Genomic DNA, 25,203 nt, shown 5'->3' with positions numbered 1-25,203 from the left:
GGAACTCCGAAGGCGTGGTATCTGTCGAGGATCTGATTAGACTTCCTGATTCATTGCTCGCGACAATTCAGCATGAGCAGAAATGTAGGTTTCAGTTCATGGAGGAGCAAAAGGAGAGGCTTTCTAAAGAAAAGAAATCTAACGGTAATCACAGTAATTAAACTTTGCAAGCTCCCGCCAGTTATTTCAATCTTAATCTCAACAGATAAGCGCACTCTTTGACGCCAGATCCAGCGGTGAGTAACCCCGGCAGGAATAGGATATAAGCGAGTGCGCTTTTTTGTTGTGGTGAAGTGCAAGATGATAGCGCTAGAGAATCGGGGACATCAGACGCCAAAAGCTGAATACGGGCAACAGCATAACGCGACTCTGGCCACCACACTTATAATAACCACCTGCAAACTTAGCTGAGAGGGATTAGCGCTTGCCTGAAGAGCTTGAGAGAGTGGTTCGATACCACTAGTTTGCACCAATTTTTCTGGGCTGCCATTTGGCGGCCTTTTTTTATTCCTCTCCCACACACACGGCACCAGCGGCAAAAGCCGAGGTGAGTATATGAAAATGGAACAACAACCTGGAAACATCGTCACCCAGTTTTTTGCGTGGCTTGCGACCATTGCTGGCGTACTGGGATGGACGACTCAGGATCTGGTCTATTTCATTTTTGGTTTTATAGGCGTGGTGATTTCACTGGCCTCATACATTAATGGCCGGATAGATGCCCGCGCCGCACGCAGAGAAGACCAGCGCCGCACGAAGATCATGGAAGACTACATCGCTGACGTTAAACAAAAGCCTTTAGCGGAGCGCCCCAGCGCGGTTGAGGTTATTTCAGAGGCGGCAGATAAGGCTGAGGCGTAAATGGCTAACCTGAAAACAAAGCTAAGCGCTGCTGTTCTGGCGCTGGTGGTCGGTGGGGCATCTGCACCGCTGATTCTTGATCAGTTTCTGGATGAGAAGGAAGGCAACAGCCTGAAGGCTTATAAGGACGGCTCTGGCATCTGGACCATTTGTCGGGGAGTCACACGGATTGACGGTAAACCAGTTGTGCCTGGCATGGTTCTGACAGCTCAGAAGTGCCGCGCGGTCAATTCACTGGAGAACCGGAAGGCGCTCGCCTGGGTCGCCGCGAACGTGAAGGTGCCGCTGACTGAGCCGCAGAAAGCTGGCATAGCCTCTTTCTGCCCGTACAACATCGGGCCGGGGAAGTGCTTCACTTCGACGTTTTATAAAAAGCTCAATGCTGGAGACCGACCTGGTGCCTGCGCTGAGATTAAGCGCTGGGTTCATGACCGGGGCCGCGACTGCCGGCTGACGAAAGGTCAGGCGAACGGTTGCTTCGGACAGATAGAGCGCCGGGATCAGGAATCAGAATTAACGTGCTGGGGGCTGGATAAATGAACTTTAACTGGCGAGCCATTGTTTGGGGGTTACTGTTGGTTATGACTATCGCAGCGGCGAAGCTGGCCAGCAGCTACCACGCCAGAGCGACATCAGTAGAGAAGAGCCTCGCCACCTCCGAGGCTATTACCCGGAACGCTATAGCCGCCGTTAACCTGATGTACGACATCACCAAGGCGGCGAACGCCGAACGTCAGTCACTACAGCAGAAGGGTGAAACACATGTTGTCTACATTCGCGAAGCGGTTAAAGGCGATGAATGCGCTGTTCGTGATATTCCTGCTACCGCTGCTGATGATCTCCGGCTGTACGCGGACAGTGTACGTGCAGGTACCCCAGCCAAAGCTAAGCCCTGACCTGACGGCACCGACACCAATACCGCCTATACCAGCCCAGATGCGCTGGCAGGACAGCTTAGAGCTGAACGTTAGCCTGATAACGGCGATCGGTCAGTGCAACATCGACAAGGCAGCTATTCGTAAAATTGAAGAAGGCTTAAAAGATGAGTGAAGCAAAACCACGGGATGGAAGCACAGCCGAAGTCTCCCGAACCTTATCTTATGGTGAGGTCGGCAAGATGAACCAGTTTAAAGAACTGAGCCGTCAGTTTATCGAGCTGCTGCATCAGCACGGCAATGACTTAAACCGTGAAAAAGACTATGGCTTTGCATTTGACTGGCTACGCGAGGCAGAAATGGGAATGAAAAAAGCCTGCATGTACGCGTGCCGAGCAGTGGAAATTCCAGACGAAAGAAGCTGAGTGACCATCACAAGGCCCATTTGTGAGTGGGCCTGATGATGAAATCTCCTCATATCCAGCAGGAAACTCTAAATGAATATCAATGCACGTATCGTCAAAGCAGTTGTGACGCTGCCAATCCTTGGCACAGTAAGTCGTGATGCTGGTGGCAATATCAAAAAGCACGGCGAGCATTACCGTGTGAATATTTTCGCAGCAAACCCAGGCTGGAAGGAAGAAACGCTAAAAGATTTTCTTGTTGTAGGTGTGCTAACGGTCGGTGGCTATACAACTGGGTCATTTAAGCGATCTCAGCAGGTGATTCTGCCGGAAGGCCGTGAACTGGTGGCTTTAAGAATGAATGATGATGGCACGCCAGCGTCATGGGACAGCCTGCCTGTTTCAATTGATGACGGCGACACCGCTTTCACCGTCCCAGACGGTAAGGTTTACTCGACGGAAGTCGTCGTAAATACCGACACCAAAGAAAAGGAACATTCCCGGCTGGCTGAATTGGTCAGTTCTGCAATCTCTGAGCGGATTCGTAAAGAATTACTGCCTGGCGGCCTGCTGTATAGTCGTTAGTCATCGAGGTGAATATGGAAGTTGTTATCGACGGCGTGCCATATGCACCTGCAGCACAGCAACGGTCAAACGTTGGGATAGCGATCACCACCCATAACAGGCAGGCGGTGCTGGATAAAGCGCTGGAGCATCAGCTCCGGTATCTACCTCCCGGTGCGCTGGTGGTTGTGATTGATGACGGTTCATCAAAGCCCGTCACAGGTCCTGATGGTGTACGGATGATTCGCAGTGACATGTCACGCGGCATTGTTGCATCGAAGAATGCTAGTCTTGAGGCGCTGATAGATGCCGGGTGTGAGCATCTGTTTTTATGGGACGATGACGCATGGCCTATTGCTGGTGGATGGGAGCAGCCTTACATCGACTCACCCGAGCCGCACCTCGCTTACCAGTTCCTTGACCTGGCTGGACCGCGTAAGCTGAAAGACCTCGCCGTACTATACCAGGACGATAAGCACATCGCTTACACCGGGCAGCGCGGCGTGATGCTTTACTACCATCGCTCAGCAATTGAGAGGGTCGGCGGCTTCGACCCGGTTTACGGGCGCGGCATGTATGAACACTCCGATCTGGCGCTGCGCATTTACAACGCCGGGCTGACCAGTTGGGCCTTTGCTGACGTTACTGGCTCCGAAAAGCTGATTTACTCGCTGGACGAGCATGAAGCGGTGGACCGTTCAGTACCGAAGCCAGACAGGGAAGCGCAGGTTAAGCGCAACGTGACGATTCATAACGAGCGCCGCGACAGCGGATACGCGGGATACGCTGAGTATCGAAGCCAGCGTAACGTGGTTATCACTACCCTGCTTACCAGCCAGCCTGACCCGCAGCGCGGAACTAAGTTGATTCCTTCACCTGAACTGCTGAGCAAGTGGGCTGCATCACTCAGAGGTTGTAAGCGTGTAGTTCTGGCTGATGAGCTGGCTGGCGCTCCAGCATCTGTTGATTTATATCGCGTCCCTGATGTGGCTATGAATGTTTATTTCCGGCGCTGGCTGCATATTTACCAGCACCTGCGTGACCATCCCGAATACCGGTTCGTCTGGTGTACCGATGGCACTGACGTTGAGATGCTGCAGCAACCATGGGCTGAGATGGAGCCAGGGCGACTGTATGTCGGTTCGGAACCTAAGACCTACGCTGACGCATGGGCCGCTACCAATCACACGGAGTCATGCTATCAACGTTTCATCGCTGATCACCGCAACGACCTGATGTTAAACGCCGGGCTGCTTGGAGGTACACGCGAAGATGTAATGGCATACGCTCATGCGATTGTGCGCATCTGGTACCGCACAGAGTCAAACAGGTTCTGGGGTAAAGAGAAGGGCAAGCCATGCGTGGGCGATATGATCGCATTCGGCATGGTGGGTTATCAGCAGCGCGACAAGCTGGTGACCGGTCCACGTATTAACACAGTCTTCAAGACCAACGGCACCGGTAAAGAGTGCGCCTGGTGGCAACATAAGTAACCAGGGAAAGAGGTATTCATGAGTAGAAAAGCACCATCACCGCCGCCTTATAAGCCAGTCGGTAAATACGAGAGGCCAACGCCACCACCTTCACCACCACCACCACCTGTAAACAAGCATTGCTGCTGTGGCCGCTGCGGTTGCATCCCCCAACCTCAACATGATGCCCCTAACCCGCCACCAAATAAATCATAAGGGTGAGCCGATGAGTGACATTAAAGTCGTAGTAGTTGGTCATCATTCGCGGCGCGACATTGCAACACGTCTTGCTAAATTGCTTGATGCTCACCTGCTGATTGATGAAGAGGACAATGGAGCGAACTGGAATCACCGCCGCGCCATAGAGTGGGCAGGACAGCAGGCTCACAGAGTGGTGATTGTTGAAGATGATGCGTTGCCTGTCACTGGCTTCGCATCACTGGCTCGGGAATGGGTGGATAAATTCCCTGACAACATCTGTTCGTTCTACCTCGGCACCGGACGCCCGCCGCAATACCAGATGCAGATAGCAGCCAGCCTGATTGAAGCCGATAAGAAGCAGAGCGACTACATCACGATGGACAGGCTTTTGCACGGTGTTTGCTACAGCCCGCCACCGAACGGAATCAGCACAATCCTGAAGAACTGGAACAGCACGAAAGCCGCCGACTATGCCGTTGGCGACGCACTTGGCCGCAAGGTCATCTATCCGTGCTACTCACTGGTGGACCATGCCGATGGCCTGCCGGTTGAGCGGCACCCCGACAACACCCCGCGCATTGAGCGCCGCAGGGCATGGCGATTGGCACAGCAGGTAATGTAATGGCCAGACTAAAAACAATGAAGCCACGGCTATCAGTGATGAACGCCAGCAGGCTCAAGCCGGTGACCGTTGCGGATAACCGTATAACCGGCTGGAAGCTTCAGGAGCGGCGCAAGAGGCTTTGGAAGGCTAACCCCTTCTGTGTTGATTGTGGTCGGCTGACAGAGTACCCACATGGGTTCGAACTGGATCACAAGGTCGCGCTCTTCAAGGGTGGTGAAGACACTGACGCCAACTGCCAAATCCTCTGCTGCGGTGATGAAGGGTGTCACCGGAAGAAGACCAAAGCCGATATGAAGCGATACTGATTCTCATTATAGGGTGGGGGGGTAGGGCAGAAGTACGAGGCGCGTTGCTTACGAAACCGCCCCCCCTCTCACGCACAGAAAATATCTCCCTTTGGAGGGTGTAAACATGTTAACAGCCCAGAAGCGAAAATTCGCTCTGGCGCTGATTTCCGGTATGTCAAAAAAAGATGCGGCAATAAAGGCTGGATATTCTGAGAAATCCGCACGCTCCAAGGGTTCGCAGCTTGCTAAAGACCCGGAAGTCATCGCTTTTATTGCCCGTAAATCGAAAGAAAAAATCGAAGTCGATGACGTGCCAACTCATGGAAAAAAAGTTAATACCCCAGCGGTAAACACCGGGGGCGAAACTGAGTCAGAGCCGATTCCGAAAATCGTTATCGCCGCGGGTAAATATGATGATCCGCTGGAGTTTCTGAAGTCGGTTATGAATGACGATGGAGAAGACATCAACACTCGCAAAGATGCCGCCAAGGCGATGCTCCCCTATCTTCACGCTAAAAAAGGTGAGGGCGGTAAGAAAGATGCTAAGCAGGCTGCAGCACAGGCTGTGGCCAGCAAGTTTACGGGCATGGCTCCGCCTCAGCTCATTGTGAATAACGGGAGATAGAAATGCCGGAATGGTCCACTGCTTGCACTGACTGGGTTGCCAGGCTGGTTAACCGGCAGTCAATCATCCCGCCGCCTATTTTTACAGATTCCGGTCAGCATGCGCTCTCCATATTCAAAGAGCTCAAGGTTACTGACCTGCCGGGCAAGCCCACTTTCGGGGAGTGCTCAGAGCAGTGGGTATTTGATTTCGTCCTGGCAATTTTTGGCGGCTATGACCAGCAGACGGGAAAACAGCTTATCCGCGAATACGGCCTGCTGATTAGCAAGAAGAACACTAAATCGACAATCGCTGCCGGAATTATGCTGACGGCCCTGATCATCTGCTGGCGTGCTGACGAGGAGCATCTGATTCTGGCACCAACCAAAGAGGTTGCCGATAACTGCTTCAAGCCAGCGGCCAGCATGGTGCGTGAAGACGAAGAGCTTTCAGCACTCTTTCATGTGCAGGACCACATCCGCACGATCACCCATCGCGTCAACCGCAATAGCCTGAAGGTGGTGGCCGCGGACAGCGATACGGTTTCGGGTAAAAAAGCGGGGCGAATCCTGGTGGAAGAGCTGTGGCTTTTCGGCAAAAACGCTAAAGCCGATGCAATGTTCATTGAGGCACTGGGTGGACAGGTGTCACGCGATGAGGGGTGGGTTATTTACCTCACTACGCAGAGCGATGAGCCACCTGCAGGCGTATTCAAAAAGAAACTGGATTACTGGCGCAACGTCCGGGACGGAGTGATTAAGGACGGGAAAACGCTCGGCATCCTTTACGAGTTCCCGCCGGATATGGTGGAGAACGACGGGTTCCGAAACCCTGATAATTTTTATATTACCAACCCAAATATGGGGCGCTCCGTCAGTAAAGAGTGGCTGGATGATGAATACCTGAAGCGCTCGCAGGAAGATGAAGGCAGTCTGCGCAAGTTTCTTGCCAAGCATCTGAACGTTGAGATCGGCATGAACCTTCGCAACGACCGCTGGGCCGGGGCCGAGTTCTGGGAGGTGCAGGCCGACCCGTCAGTGACTTTCAAGCAGATTCTGGCGCGGTGCGAGGTCATCACCGTTGGCATTGATGGCGGCGGTCTTGACGATCTGCTTGGCCTGTCCATTGCCGGGCGTGATAGCAAAACCCGCCACTGGCTCACCTGGTCCCATGCATGGTGCCACGTTAAGGCGCTGGAGCGGCGCAAAAGCGAGGAAAGCAAACTGCGGGATTTTGAGAAGCAGGGCGATCTGACGATAGTTAAAAAAGTTGGCGACGATGCCGATGAAGTGGCGATGTATGTATCGCAGATTTATGAGGCCGGGCTGCTGGATAAAGTCGGCATGGACCCGGCAGGCATCGGGGTGCTGCTGGATACGCTGATTGACGCTGGCATACCTCAGGATTCAGTAGTTGGAGTCAGCCAGGGGTGGAAGCTCGGCGGTGCCTGTAAGACGACCGAACGTAAACTTGCCGAAGGCGCTCTCAGGCATGCGCCTCAGCCGCTGATGAACTGGTGCGTAGGTAATGCAAAAGTCGTCATCAGCGGCAATGCCCCACTGGTAACTAAAGGGGCAAGCGGGATCGGCAAGATTGACCCATTGATGGCACTTTTTAACGCCATTTTTTTGATGGCACTGAACCCGTCAGCAACCAAAAAAGATTACAGCGTGTTTTTCATTTAGAAATTCCGCTCTCAACGACCCGCTCCGGCGGGTTTTTTCGTTTCTGGAGAAAGGGAAATGAAGAATCAGCACGCCGTCAGCCTTCTTAAGGTGAAGGCGGTCAACGAGGATACGCGGGAAATCACGGGTATTGCGACAACGCCTTCACCGGATCGCTATGGCGACATAGTGATGCCAGAGGGGGCAAAGTTTCAGTTACCCATCCCGCTGCTCTGGCAGCACGACCATCAGTCTCCTGTCGGACAGGTCACCAGTGCGAAGGTGACCGCCGAGGGGATCGAAATTAAAGCCACCCTGGCAAAAGCGGACTCACCGAGCCAGCTTGCCGCCAGGCTTGAAGAGGCATGGCAAAGCATCCGCCTTGGCCTTGTGAAAGGGTTGTCAATCGGCTTCCGGCCAATTGAATACGCATATATCGACGAGGGCGGAGTCCGCTATACCAGCTGGGAGTGGTACGAACTCTCCGTTGTAACGGTGCCTGCCAACGCCGAAGGCACCATCCAGACCGTTAAATCTATCGACGAGAGACTGCGTGCCGCGTCAGGCAAACCGCAAATCGCGTCGAAAACCGAAAAATCTGCTGGCGCTACAGCACAAAAAAACTCTCAGACTAAAGGATTCAAAATGAACATTTCCGAGCAGATTAAAACCTTCGAAACCAAACGCGCTACCCTCGATGCTGAGCGTCAGGCGGTTATGTCCAAGTCTTTCGATGAAGGCCGCACGCTTGATACGGAAGAAGAAGAGAAATACGACGAGGTGAGCGCGGAAATTAAATCCGTGGATGCACACCTGGCACGCCTGCGCGACATGGAATCGGCTAAAGCCTCAACGGCTCAGCCAGTTCAGAAAGCAGCGGGTGGTGCGGTAGTAAATACGGTCGATACCCGCTCTCCTGCGGTAATCCGTGTTGAGAAACCGCTGGAAAAGGGGATCGCTTTTGCCCGTTTCGCCAAGTCACTGGCTGCAGCTAACGGTAGCCGCACAGAAGCGCTGGCCATCGCCAAAAACCAGTATCCCCTGGACGCCAAACTGCATCACGTATTAAAAGCAGCAGTTGGGGCAGGTACCACTACCGATCCGACATGGGCTGGCAGCCTGGTGGAATATCAGGAGTATGCTCAGGACTTCATCGAGTTCCTGCGCCCTCAGACACTGATTGGCCGATTCGGTCAGGGAAATATCCCTGGGCTGCGTAGTGTGCCATTCAACGTGCGTATTCCTGCGCAGACTTCAGGTGGCTCGGCCAGTTGGGTTGGTCAGGGTAAAGCCAAGCCGCTGACGAAGTTCGACTTCGAATCCATCACCTTCGGTTTTGCCAAAGTGGCGGCAATCGCGGTTCTTACCGACGAACTGATCCGCTTTTCTAACCCTGCCGCTGATGCACTGGTACGTAACGCGCTGGCAGAAGCAGTTATCGCGCGGCTTGATACTGACTTCATCGACCCGACAAAAGCTGAAGTGGCTAACGTTTCACCGGCTTCCATTACTAACGGAATTACCGGCACCGCGTCTACCGGAAACCCTGATGATGATGCGGCAGCGGCATTTGCAACATTTGTGGCCGCCGACCTCCAGCCGACCGGCGCAGTCTGGCTGATGTCCAGTACTACCGCGTTGTCTCTGTCTATGCGTAAAAATGCGCTTGGCCAGAAGGAATATCCGGATATGACCATGCTCGGCGGTACTTTCCAGGGCCTTCCGGTCATCGTCTCGCAGTATGTGGGAACTCAGCTGGTTCTGGTAAACGCGCCTGATATCTATCTGGCCGATGATGGCGGTGTCGCCGTCGATATGTCTCGCGAAGCATCACTGGAGATGTCCAGCACGCCGACCGGTGACAGCACGAAACCAACCCCGGTGGAGATGGTTTCCATGTTCCAGACTAACAGCGTGGCCATCCGCGCCGAGCGCTGGATTAACTGGAAGCGCCGCCGTAACGCAGCAGTTGCCGTTATCACTAACGTCAACTACAGCGCAAACGCTGGCAGCTAAAAGGAGATGCGGGGAGAAATCCCCGCTCTTGGCCTATGAAACAGGTTCGCTATTTGAAAAACACTCACGATGCATACGCGGGTGAGAAACGCTTTCTGCGTGACGATCACGCTGAGGTTCTCCGCTTAACCGGCTATGTCGAATTTATTGATACGGTCGAGAAGAAGGCAAAGAGCCAGAAAAAGAATTAAGCCCGGGAGAAGCTGCCAATGTTCGGTTTCCGCAAAAAGCCAAAGCAGGAAAAGGCGCTTCAGGCTGCCAGTAATGGTGGCTGGCGCAGAATTTTTGAGTCATTCACGGGGGCGTGGCAAAGAAACATTGAGGTGGACGCCACAACAGTACTGGCGTATCACGCGGTTTTCTCCTGTATTTCACTTATATCAGCAGACATTGCCAAAATGCCTCTTCAGCTGAAAAAGAAGCTGGGTAGCGGAATTTGGGCCGATCACACAGACCCCAAAATTTCACCGCTGCTGAGGAAGCCAAACAGCTTTCAGACGCGGATGCAGTTTGTAGAGTGCTGGATGAACTCAAAGCTTTCTGATGGAAATACGTATGTCCTGAAGCTGCGCGATGGCAGTGGAGAGGTCAGGCAGTTGCGCGTTCTTGACCCCAATAAGGTCACACCCTACGTTACCGACGATGGGGAGATTTTCTATCAGGTTCGCCCTGATAACGTTCACGGGATTGAGCAGCAGGTGATGGTTCCCGCGCGTGAAATCATCCATGACCGCTTCAACTGCTTTTACCATCCACTCTGTGGGCTTTCGCCTGTTTATGCATGTGGTTTAACAGCCATGCAGGGCGATGCCATCCTGACCAACTCCGCCAACCATTTTAAAAATGGTGGAAGGCCTGGCGGTGTGATTAAGGTTCCCGGCTCCGTGGACAGAGACAAGGCCAAAGATATAAAGCAGGACTGGGATGCGGGATATTCTGGTGCTAATGCGGGCAAAACTGGCCTGCTTGCTGACGGCGCTGAATTTGTCACCATATCCATGACGGCCGTTGACGCGCAGATGGTCGAGCAGCTCAAGCTGACCGCTGAAATCATCTGCTCAACCTTCCACGTGCCGATTTACAAGGTAAACACGGCCTCCACGCCCTCGTATAACAACATTGAGGCGCTTGAGCAGGGTTATTACTCGCAGTGTCTTCAGACCCACATTGAAGCGATTGAGCTGTTGCTGGATGAGTCTCTGGATCTCGACGATAAGACTGGCGTGGAGTTCGACCTCAGCATGCTCATCCGCATGGACACAGAGGGGCGCTATAAAACTTACAGCGAGGGAATAGGCGCAGGCTTCCTGACGCCAAACCAGGCGCGTAAGAGCGAAAACATGCCGCCAGTTGAAGGGGGCGATACGCCGTACCTGCAGCAGCAAAACTACGCGCTGTCCGCCCTGGCCAAAAGGGACGCCAGCGACGACCCGTTCGGAAGCAAGTCCAAATCTGAACCAGCCACCAATCCGTTACCAACCATTGACGATGAAAGCACCAGGGCTCTTTCCGAGCAGGAGCATTTCATGGTCAAAGCAATGCTGAAAGGAATGCTGACCCATGAATGAACGTGACATGTCACTGTTGAAGGCTGTCAGTGAAGCAGTAAAAGAGCAACTTTCAGCTCTGAAAAAAAGTCATGAAGAAGCCATGGCGGAGCAGGCAGCTGAAATCAAAGCGCTGAAAGGCATTATTGAGCAGCTGCAGCATGCTGCACCGGACGAAGAGGCAATAGCTAAATCCGTGCTTGCAATGATTGAGGTTCCTGCCGCGCCGGAGCTGCCAGACATCGGGCAGATGGTGAAGGATGCCGTGGCAGATATTCCGGTGCCTGAAGCGCCAGCGCTACCGGATATCGCGGCTTTAGTTTGTGAAGCCGTTTCAGCCATAGAGTTGCCGCAACCGGACCCGCTGCCAGACATCGGGCAGATGGTGAAGGATGCCGTCTCGCTGCTGCCCCAGCCTAAAGATGGCGAGGATGGGGAGGACGGAAAAGACGCGCTGCAGCTTGAAATCGCTCCTGAAATTAATGCTGAGAAATCGTATCCGCGCGGTACCTATGCCATTCATCTCGGCGGCCTGTGGCGTTCGTATCAGAAAACAACGGGCATGAACGGATGGGAGTGCCTTGTTGATGGTATCAGTGAAATCGATATTTCTCAGTCGGAAGAGCGGAGCTTCACTGTCTGCGCAGTAAAATCCAGCGGCGAAAAGACAGAGAAAACCTTCAGCGTTCCGGTGATGATTTATCGCGACATTTTCAGCGAAGGTGAGAAATATCAGCCTGGTGACAGTGTGACATGGGGCGGTTCTGTCTGGTATTGCTGCGAAGAGACGGTGGATAAGCCCGGCGAATCAGGCTCAAAAGGCTGGAAGCTGGCTGTCAAACGCGGCCGTGATGCGAGGGTGAAGCCATGATCGCGCTGGTGACGCTCGATGAGGTCAAGTCCTATCTCCGTATTGATAACGATGCCACGGATGCTGAGCTGCAGGGGGCAATTTATCAGGCAAGTGCAGTGATTTTAGATTACGTGAAGAGTTCCCGCTCACTGATTATTGATGATGATGGTGAGGTAATTGAAGGCGAGGCACTGCAAAGGGTTAAACGGTCTACCCTGATTCTGGTCGGAATTTTTGACAGGGTTAAAAATGGTGAGGAGGAGCAGCGATATGCACAGGGATATCTTCCCTTTAGCGTCACTGCATTCATCTACACCCTCCATGCCCCAACCATTGTTTGAGGATGAGCTTATGACTACGGGTCTTGAAGCTGGCCGATTGAACCAGATAATTACCCTTCAGGTAATAAATCATTCAACAGGACCGCTGGGAGAGCCGTTGCCTGGCATTCCTGTTGATATGGCGAAAGTCTGGGCTGCTGCGGAAATGGTTTCGAATCGAAAAATACGCACACTGGACCAGCAGCAGGTTGTGGAAACCTGGCATTTCACCATTCGGTCTGGCGGCCCAGCCGTTACGACCGACTGGAAAGTAAGATGGAAGGAGGCAAATTATACCGTTGTCTCAGTGGATCACAGCCGGACAGATCGGCTGGTTCTCAAAGCCGAAAGAGACGCACGACATGATTGAAAATGCCATTCGCAATTCACTCGTTATCCTTTCTGGCCTGCCGGTTTACCCATTGTTACTGCCCGACCCTGTACAGGAAGGGGTGACCTTCCAGCGGATATCCGATCCAGAAGTAGATGGTGGGTTAGTGCGCACGGGATTGGTAGCAGGGCGGTTTCAGATTTCAATTTATCGGGTTAATGATTACACGGCACTGCTGGAGCTGGACCGTACAATCTGGAACGCCTGGAAAGGTGTTCAGCACGGGGTAATAGCCGGTTATCCAGTCCAGTACGTCCAGCGCGGGGGAATAGTTCAGGATTGCACAACATTGACGAACAATAGCGTGCAATATCGACTGGCGAGGGACTATATCGTTTACTTCTTCGAGAGTTCATCATGATAAATATGCAAGTTACTGGGCTGGCAGAGCTTGAGCGCAAACTTATCGAGCTGGGGAATAAAGCCGGCACAAAGGTATTGCGAGATGCCGGGCGCGCTGCTCTTGCCGTGGTCGAAGAGGACATGAAGCAGAATGTGGGTTATGACAATGCCGCTGCTGGCCCTCACATGCGCGACTCCATCAAAATCCGCTCTACAACCCGCGCTCGTGGCAATGCCGTAGTGGTTTTACGCGTTGGCCCGAGCAAACAGCATTATATCAAAGCGCTGGCGCAGGAATTTGGCACGGTTAAACAAATACCCTCACCGTTTATTCGCCCTGCACTGGATTACAACAAGGCTAAAGTCCTCCGCATTCTGGCGGTTGAAATCCGCGATCGCATTTTAAACAACGGGTAGCGCTTGCTGCCATTTATCTGAGAGAGAAAAAACATGGCTGATAACAAAACTTCGCCGGAATACGCGATGCTGCCTGCGGGTACCGTAGTTAAGTATGGTCCATCAGGCGCTGAAGTCTCGGCGATGAAACCGCTGATTAACTGTAAGGCGCTGGGCGCTACCGGGCAGACGGGCGGTTTCGTGGACTGCACCACGCTGATTGATACCAGCAAGCAGTTTATTTCCGATCTGCCTGAAGGCCCTGAAAAGTCGCTGGGCTTCATTGACGATCCGTCTAATGAAAACTTTGCTGCTTTCCTGAACGCGGCTCAAAACCGTGAAACGGTTCAGTTCTACGTTGAGCTGCCAAACGGTCGCACTGCGAATATGATTCTGGCGCTTTCTGGCTGGCAGATGAATGAAATCACCGCGCCTGCGAGTGAAGTAATTCAGATCACCGTCCAGGGCAAGCAGAACAATATTTTCTGGGGCACCGAAGCAACATCGTAATCACCAGTGCCACGCATAAATGCCGCTTTCGGGCGGCGAATTATCCCAACATGGAAAATAAAAAATGACCGTAAATAATGATTACGATATTTCGTCACTGAAATCAGCGCTGCTGAAATCAGGTAATACCGCCACCGAGACGACTCTATTCGGCGCTAAGGTCTTTCTGCGCAGGAAGTCTGCCGGGGAGCTTATAACCTATGAGGAGACGCTTGATAAAGCCTATGTCGAAGGTGACGTGCGTAAATCCTCAGAACTCAGCGTTCAGTTGATTATCGACTGCCTGGCAAATCCTGACGGTAGCGCGATTTCCCCTGAATACCTCCCCACTGCAGCAGAGCTGATTGACGCCCACGATAACCCTACGCTCCTTGAAGCCATTGAGAAGGTGAAGAAGCACGCGATCGGCAAGCTGGAAGATGCGGAAAAAAACTAAGCAGCTCGCCCTGGCTTGAGCTGATTTTCTGGCTGGCCGATCGCTGGGGCGAGCCTGACCCCGCAAAAATTGCTGCCTTGCCCGTCGATACGCTGAATCACTGGAAGGCATTCTTCATCAGGCAGGGTGTGCTGTCACGCGCTGAAACTCAGCCTGAAGACATATCCCATAAGGCAAAACCATCCCCACCTGAACCCACGCGGAGCGCTGACCGGAGTGTTAACGAGCAGTGTAACGCGGTAATGAGAGCGCTAATGTAATGGCTGATGTTGCTTCGCTTGCGGTCGGGCTGCACCTTAACGCGGCCAATTTCAAATCTCAGTTAATTGGCGCATACGGCGATGCTGATAAGCAATCCCGGCAGTTCAACCGCAAGGCGCAGGATGATGCCAAAAAAACTGAGGATGCTTACAAACGTATCAGCACATCAGTGACGGGCCTTGCCGGGCGGCTGGCTGGTCTGGCAGGCGTTGGCCTGTCGCTCGGCACAATCATCCAGACTTCCCGGCAGTATGGTCAGGCTCTGTCTGACCTCTCCGCGATTACCGGTGCGACCGGGACCCAGCTTAAAGCGCTGGATGAAGCCGCACAGCAGATGGGGCGTACCACTGAGTACAGCGCCAGCCAGGCGGTTGAAGCTCTGAAGCTGATGGCCTCTGCCAAGCCTGAACTGCTGGAAACAGCTGACGGCCTCACCCGGGCGACTAACAGCGCTCTGGTGCTGGCTCAGGCTGCTGGCAGCACCTTACCCGATGCAACCAAAACGCTGGCGCTTTCACTGAATCAGTTCGGGGCCGGTGCGAATCAGGCCGATCGCTATATCAACGTTCTGGCCGCTGGCGCGAAGTATGGCGCATCGGAAATTAACGATACTGCGGCAGCCATCAAAAATGGCGGCGTAGCAGCCGCTCAGGCAGGTATCGGATTTGAAACGCTTAATGCTGCGATTCAGGTCCTGGCATCGCGTGAAATCAAAGGGGGCGAGGCTGGCACTGCTTTACGCAACGTTATTCTCAATCTGGAAAAGGGCACAGATAAATCGCTTAAGCCATCAGTGGTCGGTTTAAGTCAGGCGCTTGGCAACCTCGCAGGTAAGAACCTGTCTACGGCGCAGGCTGTGAAGCTTTTCGGCGTGGAAAATCTCAATGCCGCATCTATCCTGGTGGATAACCGCAGCAAGCTGGACGAACTGACCAAATCTCTGACGGGAACTCAGACAGCGCATGAGCAGGCCGCCATTCGCGTGAACAACCTCAACGGCGACTTGATGGGTCTGACCAGCGCCTTCGAAGGGTTGATCATCAAAGTGGGGCAGTCCGGCACCGGGCCATTGCGCAGCGGCGTCCAGGGAGTTACGGACGCGATTAACGGGCTGACGGATAATTTCAATACCGTTGCATCTGTCGCGCTGTATACGCTTATCCCTGTGTTGTCGACGAAACTGACCGCGGGCCTTCGCGGTAACATATCTGCCTGGGTGGATAATCAGAAAGCAGTAAGAAATGCAGCTCTGCAGCAGGCCGATATCGCCAAGAAAACGATTGAAGCTGCGCAGGCTACGCGGTTACAGGCTCAGGAAGAGGCGCGCTATTACGCCACGCGTTCTGCGGCTAATAAGGCTGCAGGCCTCAACGTCAGTTATCAGCAGGAGCAGGTTGCTCTGAGCCGTCAGATTCGCGAATCCCGGATCGCCGAGGCCAATGCTACTGCCAGTCTGGCCGCTGCTAACACGCGGCTTTCAGTAGCATCCCGTGCGGCATCCGTAGGCATAGGCCTCGCGCGCGGCGCGTTATCTTTGATTGGTGGCCCGGTCGGTGCGGCAATGCTGGCGGGTTCTGCGCTGCTCTACTTCCATCAGCAGGCGAAGGATGCGCGTCAGTCCGCTATTAACCTGAAAGATGCTGTGATCGAAACCACCGCCGCGCTGATGCAGCTTTCAGATAAACAGCTGTCGGTCAAGCAGCTCGACCTTCAGGACCAGTACCAGAACCAGGTTACTCAGCGCAACCAGTTGATGAAGGAGATTCAGGACGCGAACAGCCGTATAGATGACCTGAAAGGATTTGACCCTTTCGGCCAGCTGTCTGGCGTTCAGAAAGATAAAACCCGCGCCGAAGCCGATCTGGAATCAGTCAATAAAGGGCTGATCACTACCAAAGACAATATGGAAAATGTCGGTAAAGCGCGTTTCCTCGTTCAGACCGGTATCGCTAATTATGCAACAAACCTGCAAAACGATGTCAAGGCGCTGACGGACGCCACCGCTGCAGCAGGGAAGGGGGAGAAATCACCCTGGTCGGGCGAAGACCCCGGCAAAGCGGATAAGAAAGGCGCACAGGCGTTGAAGCAGTATGAATCTCTGCGCCGTGAAATTGAGGAAGCCAACGCAACCAGCCTGCAAAAAATTAACCTTCAGGAGAAAAATTCACGGGACAAGCTGATTAAAGAGGCCAAAGCGTCAGGCGTCAGTCAGGGCGATCTGCAGAAAACATTGCTTCTAAACGCTGAAAACTATCAGCGCCAGCGGCTGGAACTGGCAGACAAGTATGCCCCTGAGAAGGAGGTCATCCGTCAGGCCAGACAAACCAGCCAGGAGCTGAAAGGCCTGTACGATGCCCGCCTGCTGACCGAGAAAGAGTATCTGACAGCCAGGATCACACTTTCCCAGAACAGCACCAAAGAACTCCTTCAGGCGCAGGCTGACGCACAGGCAGCCCCAAGGATGAACATTGCTGGCGAAGTAGACCCGGTGGCCAGATTGCAGAATCAGCTGGTACAGCAGCAGAGCCTTTATGACGCTTACTACGCCAACGGCAAAATAAATAAAGATCAGTATGAAGCCCTGATGCAGCAATCGTCTCAGGAGTCCGCTGATGCTCAGTATCAGGCGGCGCTGAATCTCTACAGCGGACAGAGCAGGCTGCATAAGGGGTATATCAGCCTGATTGATGCAGTACGGGAGCGCACCACCAACGCCCTGACCGGGCTGCTGACTGGAACGCAGTCATTTAAGGAAAGCATGGCAAATATGTTCTCCTCGCTGGCTCAAAGCATCATTTCAAGCCTGGTGGATATGGCTGCTCAGGCCATTCTGACAAAAACGGTTTTGTCAGCGTTTATGGGGTTCGGTGGTGGCGCGATAGGCGGTGCTGGCGCATCAGCATCAGCGGGAAGTACGGGCGCAATGGGGTTAAGCACCAGCTATACGGGATATGACGAGGGTGGATATACGGGCGATGGCGGGAAGTATGAGCCGAAAGGCGTGGTCCATGGCGGTGAGTTTGTTTTCACCAAAGAGGCGACCCAGCGTATCGGCGTCAAAAACCTTTACGGCATGATGCGGGGCTACGCTGATGGCGGGCTTGTCTATCCGGCATCATCATCGGGAAGCGCTTCGGCATCGGCCCAGGGTAATCCGACTTACATTCAGGTTGATGCGCCCGTAACGATTATGCAAAGCACCGATGCCGCTGGTGATACGGGATACAAGGGTACTGCCAATGTTGCCACACAGATTAAATCGATGGTTCAGACAACGATCACAGAACGTTTGAGCAAGGAGTTTTCACCGGGCGGCCTGTTATATGGCAGAAGGGGATAAGGGCAATGGCGACAGATACTTTTGAATGGCCGGTAAGGATCAGCGGCAGTGAGCAAATCACCGTTTCAGCACTTATGGCGCAGTTTGGAGATGGTTACAGGCAGGTTGCTGAGAATGGCATTAACTCGGCTTCAGAGACCTGGAACCTATCAGTTAACGGCCAGCGTGATGAAATGGCAGCGGTTCGCACCTTTTTGAAAAATCACGTCATCCGCTCGTTCTGGTGGGTAAACCCGTGGGGTGAAAAAAAGCTCTACAGGGTGAAAACAGATTCGATAAACCCGAAGTTTATTAACAAAGGGCTTGTGGAGATCACGTTCACGTTTGAACAGGCATTTGCACCCTAAAAATGGTGTGTTAAATTAATTGCTGTGGAATTCTGGAAGGATACATGTGCCTCTCCTTAGCAGGAAGAGTGAAAGAAAGCGGAGGATAGCTCCCTTCCCGGCATGTAATCACCAGGTTCCACACCTGACAAAAAGGTCTGCATTGCGCAGGCCTTTTTTTATGGGTGAAATATGAGCTTTACGCAGGACATACAGCAGCTGGAGCCGGGGAGCATTGTTCAGCTTATCGAAATTGACGGCACTGAATTTGGCCTGGACCGAATATTCCGGTTTCACGCGTACAATATCAACGCGGAAGGCTGGAAGTCGTTTGCCGCAGAGAACCTCCCGTCAATTATCTGGCAGGGTAACGAGTACGACCCACACCCCTATGAGCTAAAAGGGATGGAGCTTTCCAGCGCGGGCGCACAGCCAACCCCCAGCCTGTCCGTGGGTAACGTTGGCAATCTGGTTACTGCGCTCTGCCTTCAGTACCAGGACCTTGTTAAAGCGAAAGTCAGGATCAGGACAACCCTGCTTAAATACCTTGACGCGGCTAACTGGGAGCAGGGCAACGCTAACGCCAACCCTAAAGAAGAGCGCGTTCAGCTCTTCTATGTTAACGCCAAGACGGCTGAAACCCGCGTGCAGGTCGACTTCGAACTCTGTTCACCTTTCGACATTCAGAATCTACAGCTCCCCACCCGACAGATTACCCCGCTCTGCACCTGGTGCATGCGCGGCTGGTATCGCACGGGGACGGGCTGCGATTACAACGGCACGAAGTACTTCACTAAAGACGGCACGCCGACCAGCGACCCATCGAAAGACGAGTGTGGCGGCCGGAAGGCTGACTGCACGGCGCGTATTGGTGAAGATCAGCCACTGCCGTTCGGGGGATTCCCTGCGGCAAATCTTCAGGGGAAATAATCATGCGGGAAAAATTACTCACTGCAATCAGAGCGCATGTCATTGCGGAGTATCCGCGTGAAGCCTGCGGCGTTGTCGTGCAGCAGGGCAGGAAACAGGTTTACATCCCCTGCCGCAACGTTGCTGAAAAGCCGGAGGAAAGCTTCACGCTGTCCCCTGATGACTACATCGCCGCCGAAAAGCAGGGCGAAATTCTGATGATTGTGCATTCCCATCCTGATGTTGCGGTGCTTGTTCCTTCAGAGACTGACCGAATCCACTGCGATCACTCCGGGCTGGAGTGGGGGATTATGTCGTGGCCTGACGGTGACTGGTGCACGCTTTCGCCCCGCTGCGATCGTGACTATGTAGGCCGCCCGTGGGTGCTGGGTCACGCTGACTGCTGGTCGCTTATCATGGATTACTATCGGCGCGAGTACGGCATAACCCTGCGTAACTGGTCGGTAGATTATGAGTGGTGGAACGAGGGACGGGAAAGCCGGTATGACGACAACTGGCAGGATGAAGGGTTCGTTGAGGTGCCACTCGCAGAAATGCGGCCCGGTGACATGATTATGTTCCAGTCTGGCGCACCCGTCACTAATCATGCAGCCCTGTACCAGGGGGACAACATCATGCTGCATCACGGGCAGGGGAACCTTTCTAACAGGGTTCCAATCGGCGCTTACTGGCGTGAGCGGATTGTCAGGGTAGTCAGACACAGGGAGCTGATTAATGCTTAAAACCATGGTCCTTAAAGGCGTGGCGGCAAAGAAATTTGGCCGAATTCACCGTTTCAACGTTGAAGACCTGAGCGAGATGCTCAGGGCTATGTGTTCTCAGGTACCGGGTTTCAAAAAGTATCTGGCCACTGCTCACCATGACGGCGTTCAGTTTGCGTTCTACCGGAGCGGGGAGAACATCGGCGTTCAGGAATTTAACATGTGCTCCACCGCCGTTGAATTCAGCATGGTTCCGATCCCGCAGGGTTCCAAACAGCTCGGCGCACTACAGGTGGTCATTGGTGCCATTGCCCTTGTTGCTGCCTTCTTTACTGCTGGCGGGAGCATGGCCGCCTGGGGGGCTACGCTGGCGGGTACAGCTGGTGCTGCAACAGGTACCGCTGCAGTCGCTACCGTGGCCCTTACCGGATTAGGCCTGTCAATGGCGCTCGGTGGTGTGGTTCAGATGCTGACGCCGCAGCCCAGCTACAGCATCGGCGCATCATCTAGCACTGATAACAAGCCGAACTACGCTTTCGGCTCGCCTGTAAACACCGTGGCAATGGGCTATCCGGTGCCTGTCCTGTACGGGCAGCGGGAAATCGGTGGTGCGATCATCAGCGCGGGAAGTTTCACCAGCGATCAGCAATAAACATTATTCAGTGAATATCAGCCACCTTCGGGTGGCTTTTTTATGGGTGGGATATGCAAATTATCAATGGCGTGGAATTTATTCATGGCAGGAAAGGGGGCGGTGGCACTCCCCACACTCCTTACGAACAACCTGATGACCTTCTTTCCACCGCAAAGCTTAAAATGCTTCTGGCTATCGCTGAGGGTGAAATCGAAGGCGACCTGACTGCTCAGGATATTTTGCTGAATGATACTCAACTGGCAAACGACGATGGCAGCTACAATTTCACTGGCGTTGTATGGGATTACCGCAAAGGCACGCAGGACCAGACCTATATACAGGGCATGCCAGAGATTGATAACGAGCTGGCAGTCGGCATCGAGGTAAAACAGAATACCCCGTGGACCCGCCAGCTGACTAAGCTGGACCTTGACGCCGTTCGCATAAAACTGAGCCTCCCCCGCCAGTATCTTTATAAAGATAACGGGGACATGGTGGGCACCGTCACCGAATACGCTATCGACCTGTCGACAGACGGCGGATCGTGGAAGGAAGTGGTAAAGGCGAGTTTTAAAGGTAAAACAACGTCTGAGTACCAGCGCGACCACCGCATCAATCTGCCCAAGGCAACTTCACTCTGGGCAATCCGCGTGCGCAGAATTACACCGGACTCCCAGACACCCAGCAAGCTGATGAATGCCTTCAATGTTTACTCCTACGCAGAGGTGGTCGACAGCAAACTGCGTTACCCGAATACAGCACTGCTCTACGTCGAGTTTGATGCCGCCCAGTTTAACGGCAATGCACCTAAAGTTACCTGCAGGCCAAAAGGCCGCAGAATTCGCGTTCCGTCGAACTACAACCCCGTCACCCGGGAGTATACCGGCGCGTGGGACGGCAATTTTGTGTGGGCGTACAGTAATAACCCGGCATGGATTTTTTATGACCTTGTGCTGAATAAAATTTTCGGCATGGGAAATCGTGTCGATGCCTCCATGATTGACAAGTGGGAGTTATATTCCATCGCTGCTTACTGCGATGAAAAGGTATCTAACGGCGCTGGCGGTACTGAGCCGCGATTCACCTGTAACGTTTATATCCAGAGCCAGCAGGACGCGTATAACGTTCTGAAGGATATCGCAGCAATATTCCGGGGCATTACATTCTGGGGGAATAATCAAATTTTCGTCAATGCCGATATCCCGCAGGTGACGTCTGACGGGCATGTTGACCCTGACTGGACCTATACAGCCGCAAACGTCATCAATGGCCTGTTCACGACTGCAGGCGGTTCTTACAAAAACCGTTATTCATCCTGTCAGGTCAGCTATTCCGATCCTCAGAATCACTACACTGATACCGTGGAAACCGTTTACGACTCTGAGCTGGTGGCGCGATACGGCGTGCAGGAAATGCAGCTTACGGCAATTGGTTGTACCTCGCAGAGTGAGGCGCATCGCAGGGGGCGGTGGGCTCTTTTGACCAACGCAAAGGATGGCTCGATCTCATTCGGCGTTGGCCTTGACGGTCACATTCCATTACCGGCTTCAATCATCGCCGTAGCCGATCCTTTCCTGGCTGGCAGGCAAAACGGCGGGCGTATTCACGCGGTAAATGGCCGTTCAGTGACGCTGGACAGGGTAATTGATTATGCAGCAGGCGATCGCCTCATTCTTAACACGACTGACGGAAAGACGCAGACGCGAACCATCAGCGCAATCAGCGATGATAAGCGCACCGTAACGGTCAGCACGGCATGGGCATCCGTGCCTGTGGCGGGCGCGGTATGGAGCATCGACAGCGACGATCTGGCCGTGCAGTACTACCGCGTCACATCGGTAATGGCTAACGGTGATGATGAAGGTACGTTTACGGTCTCCGGCGTGCAGCATGACCCCAATAAATTCCGATACATTGATGATGGCGTGCGCATTGAAAGCCCGCCCGTAACCGTTACACCGATTGCGGTAATGAAACCGCCAGCCAATATAAAAATCTCAGAGAACAGCTTTGCATCACAGGGGTTGTCAGTGGCAAGTATGGAGGTCTCATGGGATAAGGCCGAGGGTGCAATTCGCTATATGGCGCAGTGGCGAAAAGATAATGGTGACTGGGTTAACGTAAGCCAGACCAGCGCAACGGGCTTCAGTATTCAGGGCATTTATGCCGGGGTTTATGATGTCCGCGTCCGTTCGGTCAATGCTGCAGATGTGTCATCGCCGTGGGGCAACGCAGAGACGACCACCCTCAACGGAAAAGTCGGTAAGCCTGGTACGCCTGTCAGCCTGCTCGCCACCACTAACGTTGTGTGGAATATCGATGTTACCTGGGCATTCCCCGCTGGCTCTGGCGACACCGCTTACACAGAACTGCAGGTGGCCACCACAGCAGATGGCCAGAACCCGCAGTTTCTGACCTATGTCCCATACCCCGGCGTCAGCTATCAGCACGGGCCCATGCCTGGTGGCGTTCGCCGCTGGTACCGGGCGCGGCTGGTGGACAAAATCGGCAATGTGGGTGACTGGACTGCATTTGTGGGCGGCGCAACAAACTCCAGCGCAAGCGAGCTGATTGATGATGTTGTCGAAGAGTTTTTGACCTCACCGGACGGCCAGGCGTTGCTTGACCCGCTCATTACTGACCCGGAAGCCGCCATGAAGGACATTCTTGCGGGCTACGACAACGTGACTCAGCAGTGGTCACAGTATGGTGAAAACCGCGCTGGCATCATTGAGGCCAGCAAGGTGGCAACGGATGCGCAGTCATCTGTCGCCAGCCTGGCAACGGTTGTAACTGCCAACTACAACGAACAGCAGGCGGCAATTCAGCAGAATTTCGTCGCATACGCTGATGTCGATAACCCCTCAGCCATTTACACGCTGAAGACCGGCATCAGATATAACGGCACGAACTACGATGCGGGCCTGTCTGTGGCCGCAACAGTCAACGGCACCAGCGTTGATACGCGCGTTGCTGTGAACGCTAATCAGTTCGTTGTCATCAGTGGTTCACAGGGTAATTATTACTCCCCGTTCATCATTAAAGACGGGCAGGTACTGATTAACCAGGCATTCATTGGCACCGCCTGGATCGGGCGCGGCAACATTACTGATGTGCTTCAGTCAGATAATTGGGTTGCGGGCCAGTCCGGGCTTTCTCTCAACTTCAAAACAGGGGTGATTGAAAACTATGGCTCAACTGCTGGCGAAGGTAAAATGAAGCAAACTAACCAGACGATTAGCGTTGCTGACGGCAACGGAAGACTTCGAGTCCAGATTGGTCGCATTACAGGGGCATTCTGATGGCAGATTGGGGTATTGCTACCTGGGACGCTAATGGAGTAGATAACAACACGGGCATTGTACGTGTTCTGGTCCTGGGAACTGCAACCCTTACAGACGGGCAGACCACAGGAACGTGGTCTTACACAGTACCTACCGGGATGCGGATAGATTATCTTTTCCAGAACACTTCAGGTACGGGAACAATGGATCGCCGGAAGTTCACCATAAACGGCGGGACAGTTACTATATCAGCGGTAGGTTCTGATTATTCTGCAGGAACAGAGCCACGTTCCGCCGGGCGCGTTGTTTTTTATTTAAGGACAGCATAATGGCTAATTATGGTGCTTTCCTCGCAGACCAACAGGGTAATCCTTATTACGTCCTTGACACGCTTCCCCTGTGCTTAATAGAGAAAAAAACTTACAATATAACTGGTGGTAGAGGAATAAGCGTTATACACCCTAACGACAGCACTTTCAGATTGGTTTTCTGCCGAACCAATGTAGCAGGTAGTTCATTTTCTTATTATCTCGACACGGTGACAACCGGCAACTATGTAGTTGATAGCAGAGGGGCTGCGAGCGGCTTTACACTGGATGTCTATGTATTTGGATATCAATACCAGACACCGCCTAAGTATGGGATAGCTATTTGGGATGCCGCCGGGCGTTGCGTGATAACAAACGAGACGAAGGTTTTAAGAGGTGTTGAAGTCGTAGGAAACCAGGCAGATCCCAACGCTTCAGGTTACAACGCCACCGCCACCTTAGTTGGTGAGTGGGCTGTAGCGCCAGACGTAATGGGAAGTTTCAATGGGGTGATAAACCAGGGCGGACAGGTGTACCCAATCCAGGCCATTGCTTACACCTCAGCATATAAATCGGGGAGTAGCACGGTAGTAAAGTCTGAATTTGTTGGGGATTCAGGCAGTGGGGCCAGTAACGTTCAGTTTTACAACCGCAGAAACACTATAAAAGCGATAAATGTAAGCATGTACTAATTCGATCGAAACGATCGAAAACTCAAATCATTCCCCCACATAAAATTGATTAATCTGTATGAAACATATTTAGAGGTTTCATAATGTATAAGTTATCAATTATTCTCGGGGTTCTTCTGGTGTCCGGTTGTAGCGGATTACTTGAAAAGCAGCAGTCAGTTTGTGAAGGTGTTGCATTGATTTCTGGCAACGAGACCACTGTACAAATTTATGATGTACGCCAGCAGGCAAATCAAACTCAGTACAAAGCCGGTTATCCTTTCAACTGGCAATGGGTAAGTAAGAATAACTTCACCCGAACAACATGTGATAAATAGCTCACACAAACATCTTTGAACCCGGCCACCGTGCCGGGTTTT

The 25,203-nt window shown here is 53.1% G+C and carries 27 protein-coding genes and 1 tRNA gene; all 28 read left to right on the top strand.

Features of this window, described 5'->3' with window-relative positions; genetic code table 11:
• Positions 1-397: 397 nt before the first annotated feature.
• The 28 genes from QLG07_RS19385 to QLG07_RS19245 all read left to right on the top strand — a co-directional run bounded on the left by QLG07_RS19385 (position 398) and on the right by QLG07_RS19245 (position 25,161).
• Positions 398-472: transfer RNA gene (locus QLG07_RS19385), tRNA-Phe, on the top strand.
• Positions 473-555: 83 nt separating this feature from the next.
• Positions 556-861 (top strand): hypothetical protein, encoded by a 306-nt coding sequence (locus tag QLG07_RS19380; RefSeq protein WP_048915102.1) that lies wholly within the window; start codon positions 556-558, stop codon positions 859-861.
• Positions 862-1,401: a lysozyme gene (locus tag QLG07_RS19375; protein ID WP_282469961.1), complete on the top strand. Its 540-nt coding sequence runs from the start codon at positions 862-864 to the stop codon at positions 1,399-1,401. It begins immediately after the preceding gene.
• A 35-nt stretch (positions 1,402-1,436) separates the two neighbouring features.
• Positions 1,437-1,757 (top strand): hypothetical protein, encoded by a 321-nt coding sequence (locus QLG07_RS19370; RefSeq protein ID WP_282469993.1) that lies wholly within the window; start codon positions 1,437-1,439, stop codon positions 1,755-1,757.
• A gap of 146 nt (positions 1,758-1,903) precedes the next feature.
• Positions 1,904-2,161: a hypothetical protein gene (locus QLG07_RS19360; RefSeq protein WP_282469960.1), complete on the top strand. Its 258-nt coding sequence runs from the start codon at positions 1,904-1,906 to the stop codon at positions 2,159-2,161.
• Between the two features lie 72 nt (positions 2,162-2,233).
• Complete coding sequence (locus tag QLG07_RS19355; protein ID WP_282469959.1) at positions 2,234-2,725, top strand: hypothetical protein; 492 nt, start codon at positions 2,234-2,236, stop codon at positions 2,723-2,725.
• Positions 2,726-2,739: 14 nt separating this feature from the next.
• Positions 2,740-4,197 (top strand): glycosyltransferase family 2 protein, encoded by a 1,458-nt coding sequence (locus tag QLG07_RS19350; RefSeq protein WP_282469958.1) that lies wholly within the window; start codon positions 2,740-2,742, stop codon positions 4,195-4,197.
• A 205-nt stretch (positions 4,198-4,402) separates the two neighbouring features.
• Positions 4,403-4,999, top strand: a complete 597-nt coding sequence (locus QLG07_RS19345) for a hypothetical protein (protein WP_282469957.1) — start codon at positions 4,403-4,405, stop codon at positions 4,997-4,999.
• Positions 4,999-5,307, top strand: coding sequence for an HNH endonuclease signature motif containing protein (locus QLG07_RS19340; RefSeq protein ID WP_282469956.1), 309 nt, complete (start codon positions 4,999-5,001; stop codon positions 5,305-5,307). The genes QLG07_RS19345 and QLG07_RS19340 overlap by 1 nt, the downstream gene beginning before the upstream one ends.
• Positions 5,308-5,413: 106 nt before the next feature.
• Positions 5,414-5,914 (top strand): terminase small subunit, encoded by a 501-nt coding sequence (locus QLG07_RS19335; protein WP_282469955.1) that lies wholly within the window; start codon positions 5,414-5,416, stop codon positions 5,912-5,914.
• Positions 5,915-5,916: 2 nt separating this feature from the next.
• Complete coding sequence (locus tag QLG07_RS19330; protein WP_282469954.1) at positions 5,917-7,578, top strand: terminase large subunit; 1,662 nt, start codon at positions 5,917-5,919, stop codon at positions 7,576-7,578.
• Positions 7,579-7,635: 57 nt separating this feature from the next.
• Complete coding sequence (locus tag QLG07_RS19325; protein ID WP_282469953.1) at positions 7,636-9,573, top strand: phage major capsid protein; 1,938 nt, start codon at positions 7,636-7,638, stop codon at positions 9,571-9,573.
• Between the two features lie 209 nt (positions 9,574-9,782).
• A complete protein-coding gene (locus QLG07_RS19320; RefSeq protein WP_282469952.1) occupies positions 9,783-11,141 on the top strand; it encodes a phage portal protein in 1,359 nt (452 codons plus the stop codon).
• On the top strand, positions 11,134-11,991 hold the full coding sequence (locus QLG07_RS19315; protein WP_282469951.1) for a hypothetical protein: 858 nt from the start codon (positions 11,134-11,136) through the stop codon (positions 11,989-11,991). Before QLG07_RS19320 ends, QLG07_RS19315 begins: the two co-directional genes overlap by 8 nt.
• On the top strand, positions 11,988-12,314 hold the full coding sequence (locus tag QLG07_RS19310; protein WP_282469950.1) for a head-tail connector protein: 327 nt from the start codon (positions 11,988-11,990) through the stop codon (positions 12,312-12,314). The genes QLG07_RS19315 and QLG07_RS19310 overlap by 4 nt, the downstream gene beginning before the upstream one ends.
• Positions 12,223-12,663 carry a phage head closure protein gene (locus QLG07_RS19305; RefSeq protein WP_348994614.1) on the top strand — a complete coding sequence of 147 codons (441 nt, stop codon included), beginning with the start codon at positions 12,223-12,225 and terminating at the stop codon, positions 12,661-12,663. Before QLG07_RS19310 ends, QLG07_RS19305 begins: the two co-directional genes overlap by 92 nt.
• Positions 12,656-13,045: a hypothetical protein gene (locus QLG07_RS19300; RefSeq protein ID WP_282469948.1), complete on the top strand. Its 390-nt coding sequence runs from the start codon at positions 12,656-12,658 to the stop codon at positions 13,043-13,045. The genes QLG07_RS19305 and QLG07_RS19300 overlap by 8 nt, the downstream gene beginning before the upstream one ends.
• On the top strand, positions 13,042-13,443 hold the full coding sequence (locus QLG07_RS19295) for an HK97-gp10 family putative phage morphogenesis protein (protein WP_282469947.1): 402 nt from the start codon (positions 13,042-13,044) through the stop codon (positions 13,441-13,443). The genes QLG07_RS19300 and QLG07_RS19295 overlap by 4 nt, the downstream gene beginning before the upstream one ends.
• Before the next feature lie 33 nt (positions 13,444-13,476).
• Entirely contained in the window at positions 13,477-13,932 is a 456-nt protein-coding gene (locus tag QLG07_RS19290; RefSeq protein ID WP_282469946.1) for a phage tail protein, read from the top strand.
• A gap of 64 nt (positions 13,933-13,996) precedes the next feature.
• On the top strand, positions 13,997-14,368 hold the full coding sequence (locus tag QLG07_RS19285; RefSeq protein ID WP_282469945.1) for a phage tail protein: 372 nt from the start codon (positions 13,997-13,999) through the stop codon (positions 14,366-14,368).
• 259 nt (positions 14,369-14,627) lie between these two features.
• Complete coding sequence (locus tag QLG07_RS19280) at positions 14,628-17,969, top strand: phage tail tape measure protein (RefSeq protein ID WP_282469944.1); 3,342 nt, start codon at positions 14,628-14,630, stop codon at positions 17,967-17,969.
• Positions 17,970-17,974: 5 nt separating this feature from the next.
• Entirely contained in the window at positions 17,975-18,316 is a 342-nt protein-coding gene (locus QLG07_RS19275) for a phage tail protein (protein ID WP_282469943.1), read from the top strand.
• Between the two features lie 171 nt (positions 18,317-18,487).
• Positions 18,488-19,225, top strand: a complete 738-nt coding sequence (locus tag QLG07_RS19270) for a phage minor tail protein L (RefSeq protein WP_282469942.1) — start codon at positions 18,488-18,490, stop codon at positions 19,223-19,225.
• Between the two features lie 2 nt (positions 19,226-19,227).
• Entirely contained in the window at positions 19,228-19,947 is a 720-nt protein-coding gene (locus tag QLG07_RS19265) for a C40 family peptidase (protein ID WP_282469941.1), read from the top strand.
• On the top strand, positions 19,940-20,578 hold the full coding sequence (locus QLG07_RS19260; protein WP_099753947.1) for a tail assembly protein: 639 nt from the start codon (positions 19,940-19,942) through the stop codon (positions 20,576-20,578). The genes QLG07_RS19265 and QLG07_RS19260 overlap by 8 nt, the downstream gene beginning before the upstream one ends.
• A 53-nt stretch (positions 20,579-20,631) precedes the next feature.
• A complete protein-coding gene (locus QLG07_RS19255; protein ID WP_282469940.1) occupies positions 20,632-23,862 on the top strand; it encodes a DUF1983 domain-containing protein in 3,231 nt (1,076 codons plus the stop codon).
• A 310-nt stretch (positions 23,863-24,172) separates the two neighbouring features.
• Positions 24,173-24,844 (top strand): hypothetical protein, encoded by a 672-nt coding sequence (locus QLG07_RS19250; RefSeq protein WP_282469939.1) that lies wholly within the window; start codon positions 24,173-24,175, stop codon positions 24,842-24,844.
• A gap of 83 nt (positions 24,845-24,927) precedes the next feature.
• A complete protein-coding gene (locus QLG07_RS19245; protein ID WP_282469938.1) occupies positions 24,928-25,161 on the top strand; it encodes a cor protein in 234 nt (77 codons plus the stop codon).
• Positions 25,162-25,203 lie beyond the last annotated feature (42 nt).

The sequence above is a fragment of the Erwinia sp. V90_4 genome (assembly GCF_029967685.1).
GTDB lineage: Bacteria > Pseudomonadota > Gammaproteobacteria > Enterobacterales > Enterobacteriaceae > Erwinia > Erwinia aphidicola.
This window is presented reverse-complemented; position numbering and strand designations above follow the sequence as displayed.

Excerpts from the sequence above, each read along its gene's own strand:
- QLG07_RS19285 (WP_282469945.1), top strand. The coding sequence starts at position 13,997 with ATGACCGTAAATAATGATTACGATATTTCGTCACTGAAATCAGCGCTG.
- QLG07_RS19330 (WP_282469954.1), top strand. The coding sequence starts at position 5,917 with ATGCCGGAATGGTCCACTGCTTGCACTGACTGGGTTGCCAGGCTGGTT.
- QLG07_RS19320 (WP_282469952.1), top strand. The coding sequence starts at position 9,783 with ATGTTCGGTTTCCGCAAAAAGCCAAAGCAGGAAAAGGCGCTTCAGGCT.
- QLG07_RS19260 (WP_099753947.1), top strand. The coding sequence starts at position 19,940 with ATGCTTAAAACCATGGTCCTTAAAGGCGTGGCGGCAAAGAAATTTGGC.
- QLG07_RS19265 (WP_282469941.1), top strand. The coding sequence starts at position 19,228 with ATGCGGGAAAAATTACTCACTGCAATCAGAGCGCATGTCATTGCGGAG.
- QLG07_RS19275 (WP_282469943.1), top strand. The coding sequence starts at position 17,975 with ATGGCGACAGATACTTTTGAATGGCCGGTAAGGATCAGCGGCAGTGAG.
- QLG07_RS19305 (WP_348994614.1), top strand. The coding sequence starts at position 12,223 with ATGGTGAGGAGGAGCAGCGATATGCACAGGGATATCTTCCCTTTAGCG.
- QLG07_RS19350 (WP_282469958.1), top strand. The coding sequence starts at position 2,740 with ATGGAAGTTGTTATCGACGGCGTGCCATATGCACCTGCAGCACAGCAA.
- QLG07_RS19360 (WP_282469960.1), top strand. The coding sequence starts at position 1,904 with ATGAGTGAAGCAAAACCACGGGATGGAAGCACAGCCGAAGTCTCCCGA.
- QLG07_RS19375 (WP_282469961.1), top strand. The coding sequence starts at position 862 with ATGGCTAACCTGAAAACAAAGCTAAGCGCTGCTGTTCTGGCGCTGGTG.
- QLG07_RS19335 (WP_282469955.1), top strand. The coding sequence starts at position 5,414 with ATGTTAACAGCCCAGAAGCGAAAATTCGCTCTGGCGCTGATTTCCGGT.
- QLG07_RS19290 (WP_282469946.1), top strand. The coding sequence starts at position 13,477 with ATGGCTGATAACAAAACTTCGCCGGAATACGCGATGCTGCCTGCGGGT.
- QLG07_RS19340 (WP_282469956.1), top strand. The coding sequence starts at position 4,999 with ATGGCCAGACTAAAAACAATGAAGCCACGGCTATCAGTGATGAACGCC.
- QLG07_RS19310 (WP_282469950.1), top strand. The coding sequence starts at position 11,988 with ATGATCGCGCTGGTGACGCTCGATGAGGTCAAGTCCTATCTCCGTATT.
- QLG07_RS19245 (WP_282469938.1), top strand. The coding sequence starts at position 24,928 with ATGTATAAGTTATCAATTATTCTCGGGGTTCTTCTGGTGTCCGGTTGT.
- QLG07_RS19355 (WP_282469959.1), top strand. The coding sequence starts at position 2,234 with ATGAATATCAATGCACGTATCGTCAAAGCAGTTGTGACGCTGCCAATC.
- QLG07_RS19315 (WP_282469951.1), top strand. The coding sequence starts at position 11,134 with ATGAATGAACGTGACATGTCACTGTTGAAGGCTGTCAGTGAAGCAGTA.
- QLG07_RS19325 (WP_282469953.1), top strand. The coding sequence starts at position 7,636 with ATGAAGAATCAGCACGCCGTCAGCCTTCTTAAGGTGAAGGCGGTCAAC.
- QLG07_RS19270 (WP_282469942.1), top strand. The coding sequence starts at position 18,488 with ATGAGCTTTACGCAGGACATACAGCAGCTGGAGCCGGGGAGCATTGTT.
- QLG07_RS19300 (WP_282469948.1), top strand. The coding sequence starts at position 12,656 with ATGATTGAAAATGCCATTCGCAATTCACTCGTTATCCTTTCTGGCCTG.
- QLG07_RS19295 (WP_282469947.1), top strand. The coding sequence starts at position 13,042 with ATGATAAATATGCAAGTTACTGGGCTGGCAGAGCTTGAGCGCAAACTT.
- QLG07_RS19345 (WP_282469957.1), top strand. The coding sequence starts at position 4,403 with ATGAGTGACATTAAAGTCGTAGTAGTTGGTCATCATTCGCGGCGCGAC.
- QLG07_RS19280 (WP_282469944.1), top strand. The coding sequence starts at position 14,628 with ATGGCTGATGTTGCTTCGCTTGCGGTCGGGCTGCACCTTAACGCGGCC.
- QLG07_RS19250 (WP_282469939.1), top strand. The coding sequence starts at position 24,173 with ATGGCTAATTATGGTGCTTTCCTCGCAGACCAACAGGGTAATCCTTAT.
- QLG07_RS19255 (WP_282469940.1), top strand. The coding sequence starts at position 20,632 with ATGCAAATTATCAATGGCGTGGAATTTATTCATGGCAGGAAAGGGGGC.
- QLG07_RS19380 (WP_048915102.1), top strand. The coding sequence starts at position 556 with ATGAAAATGGAACAACAACCTGGAAACATCGTCACCCAGTTTTTTGCG.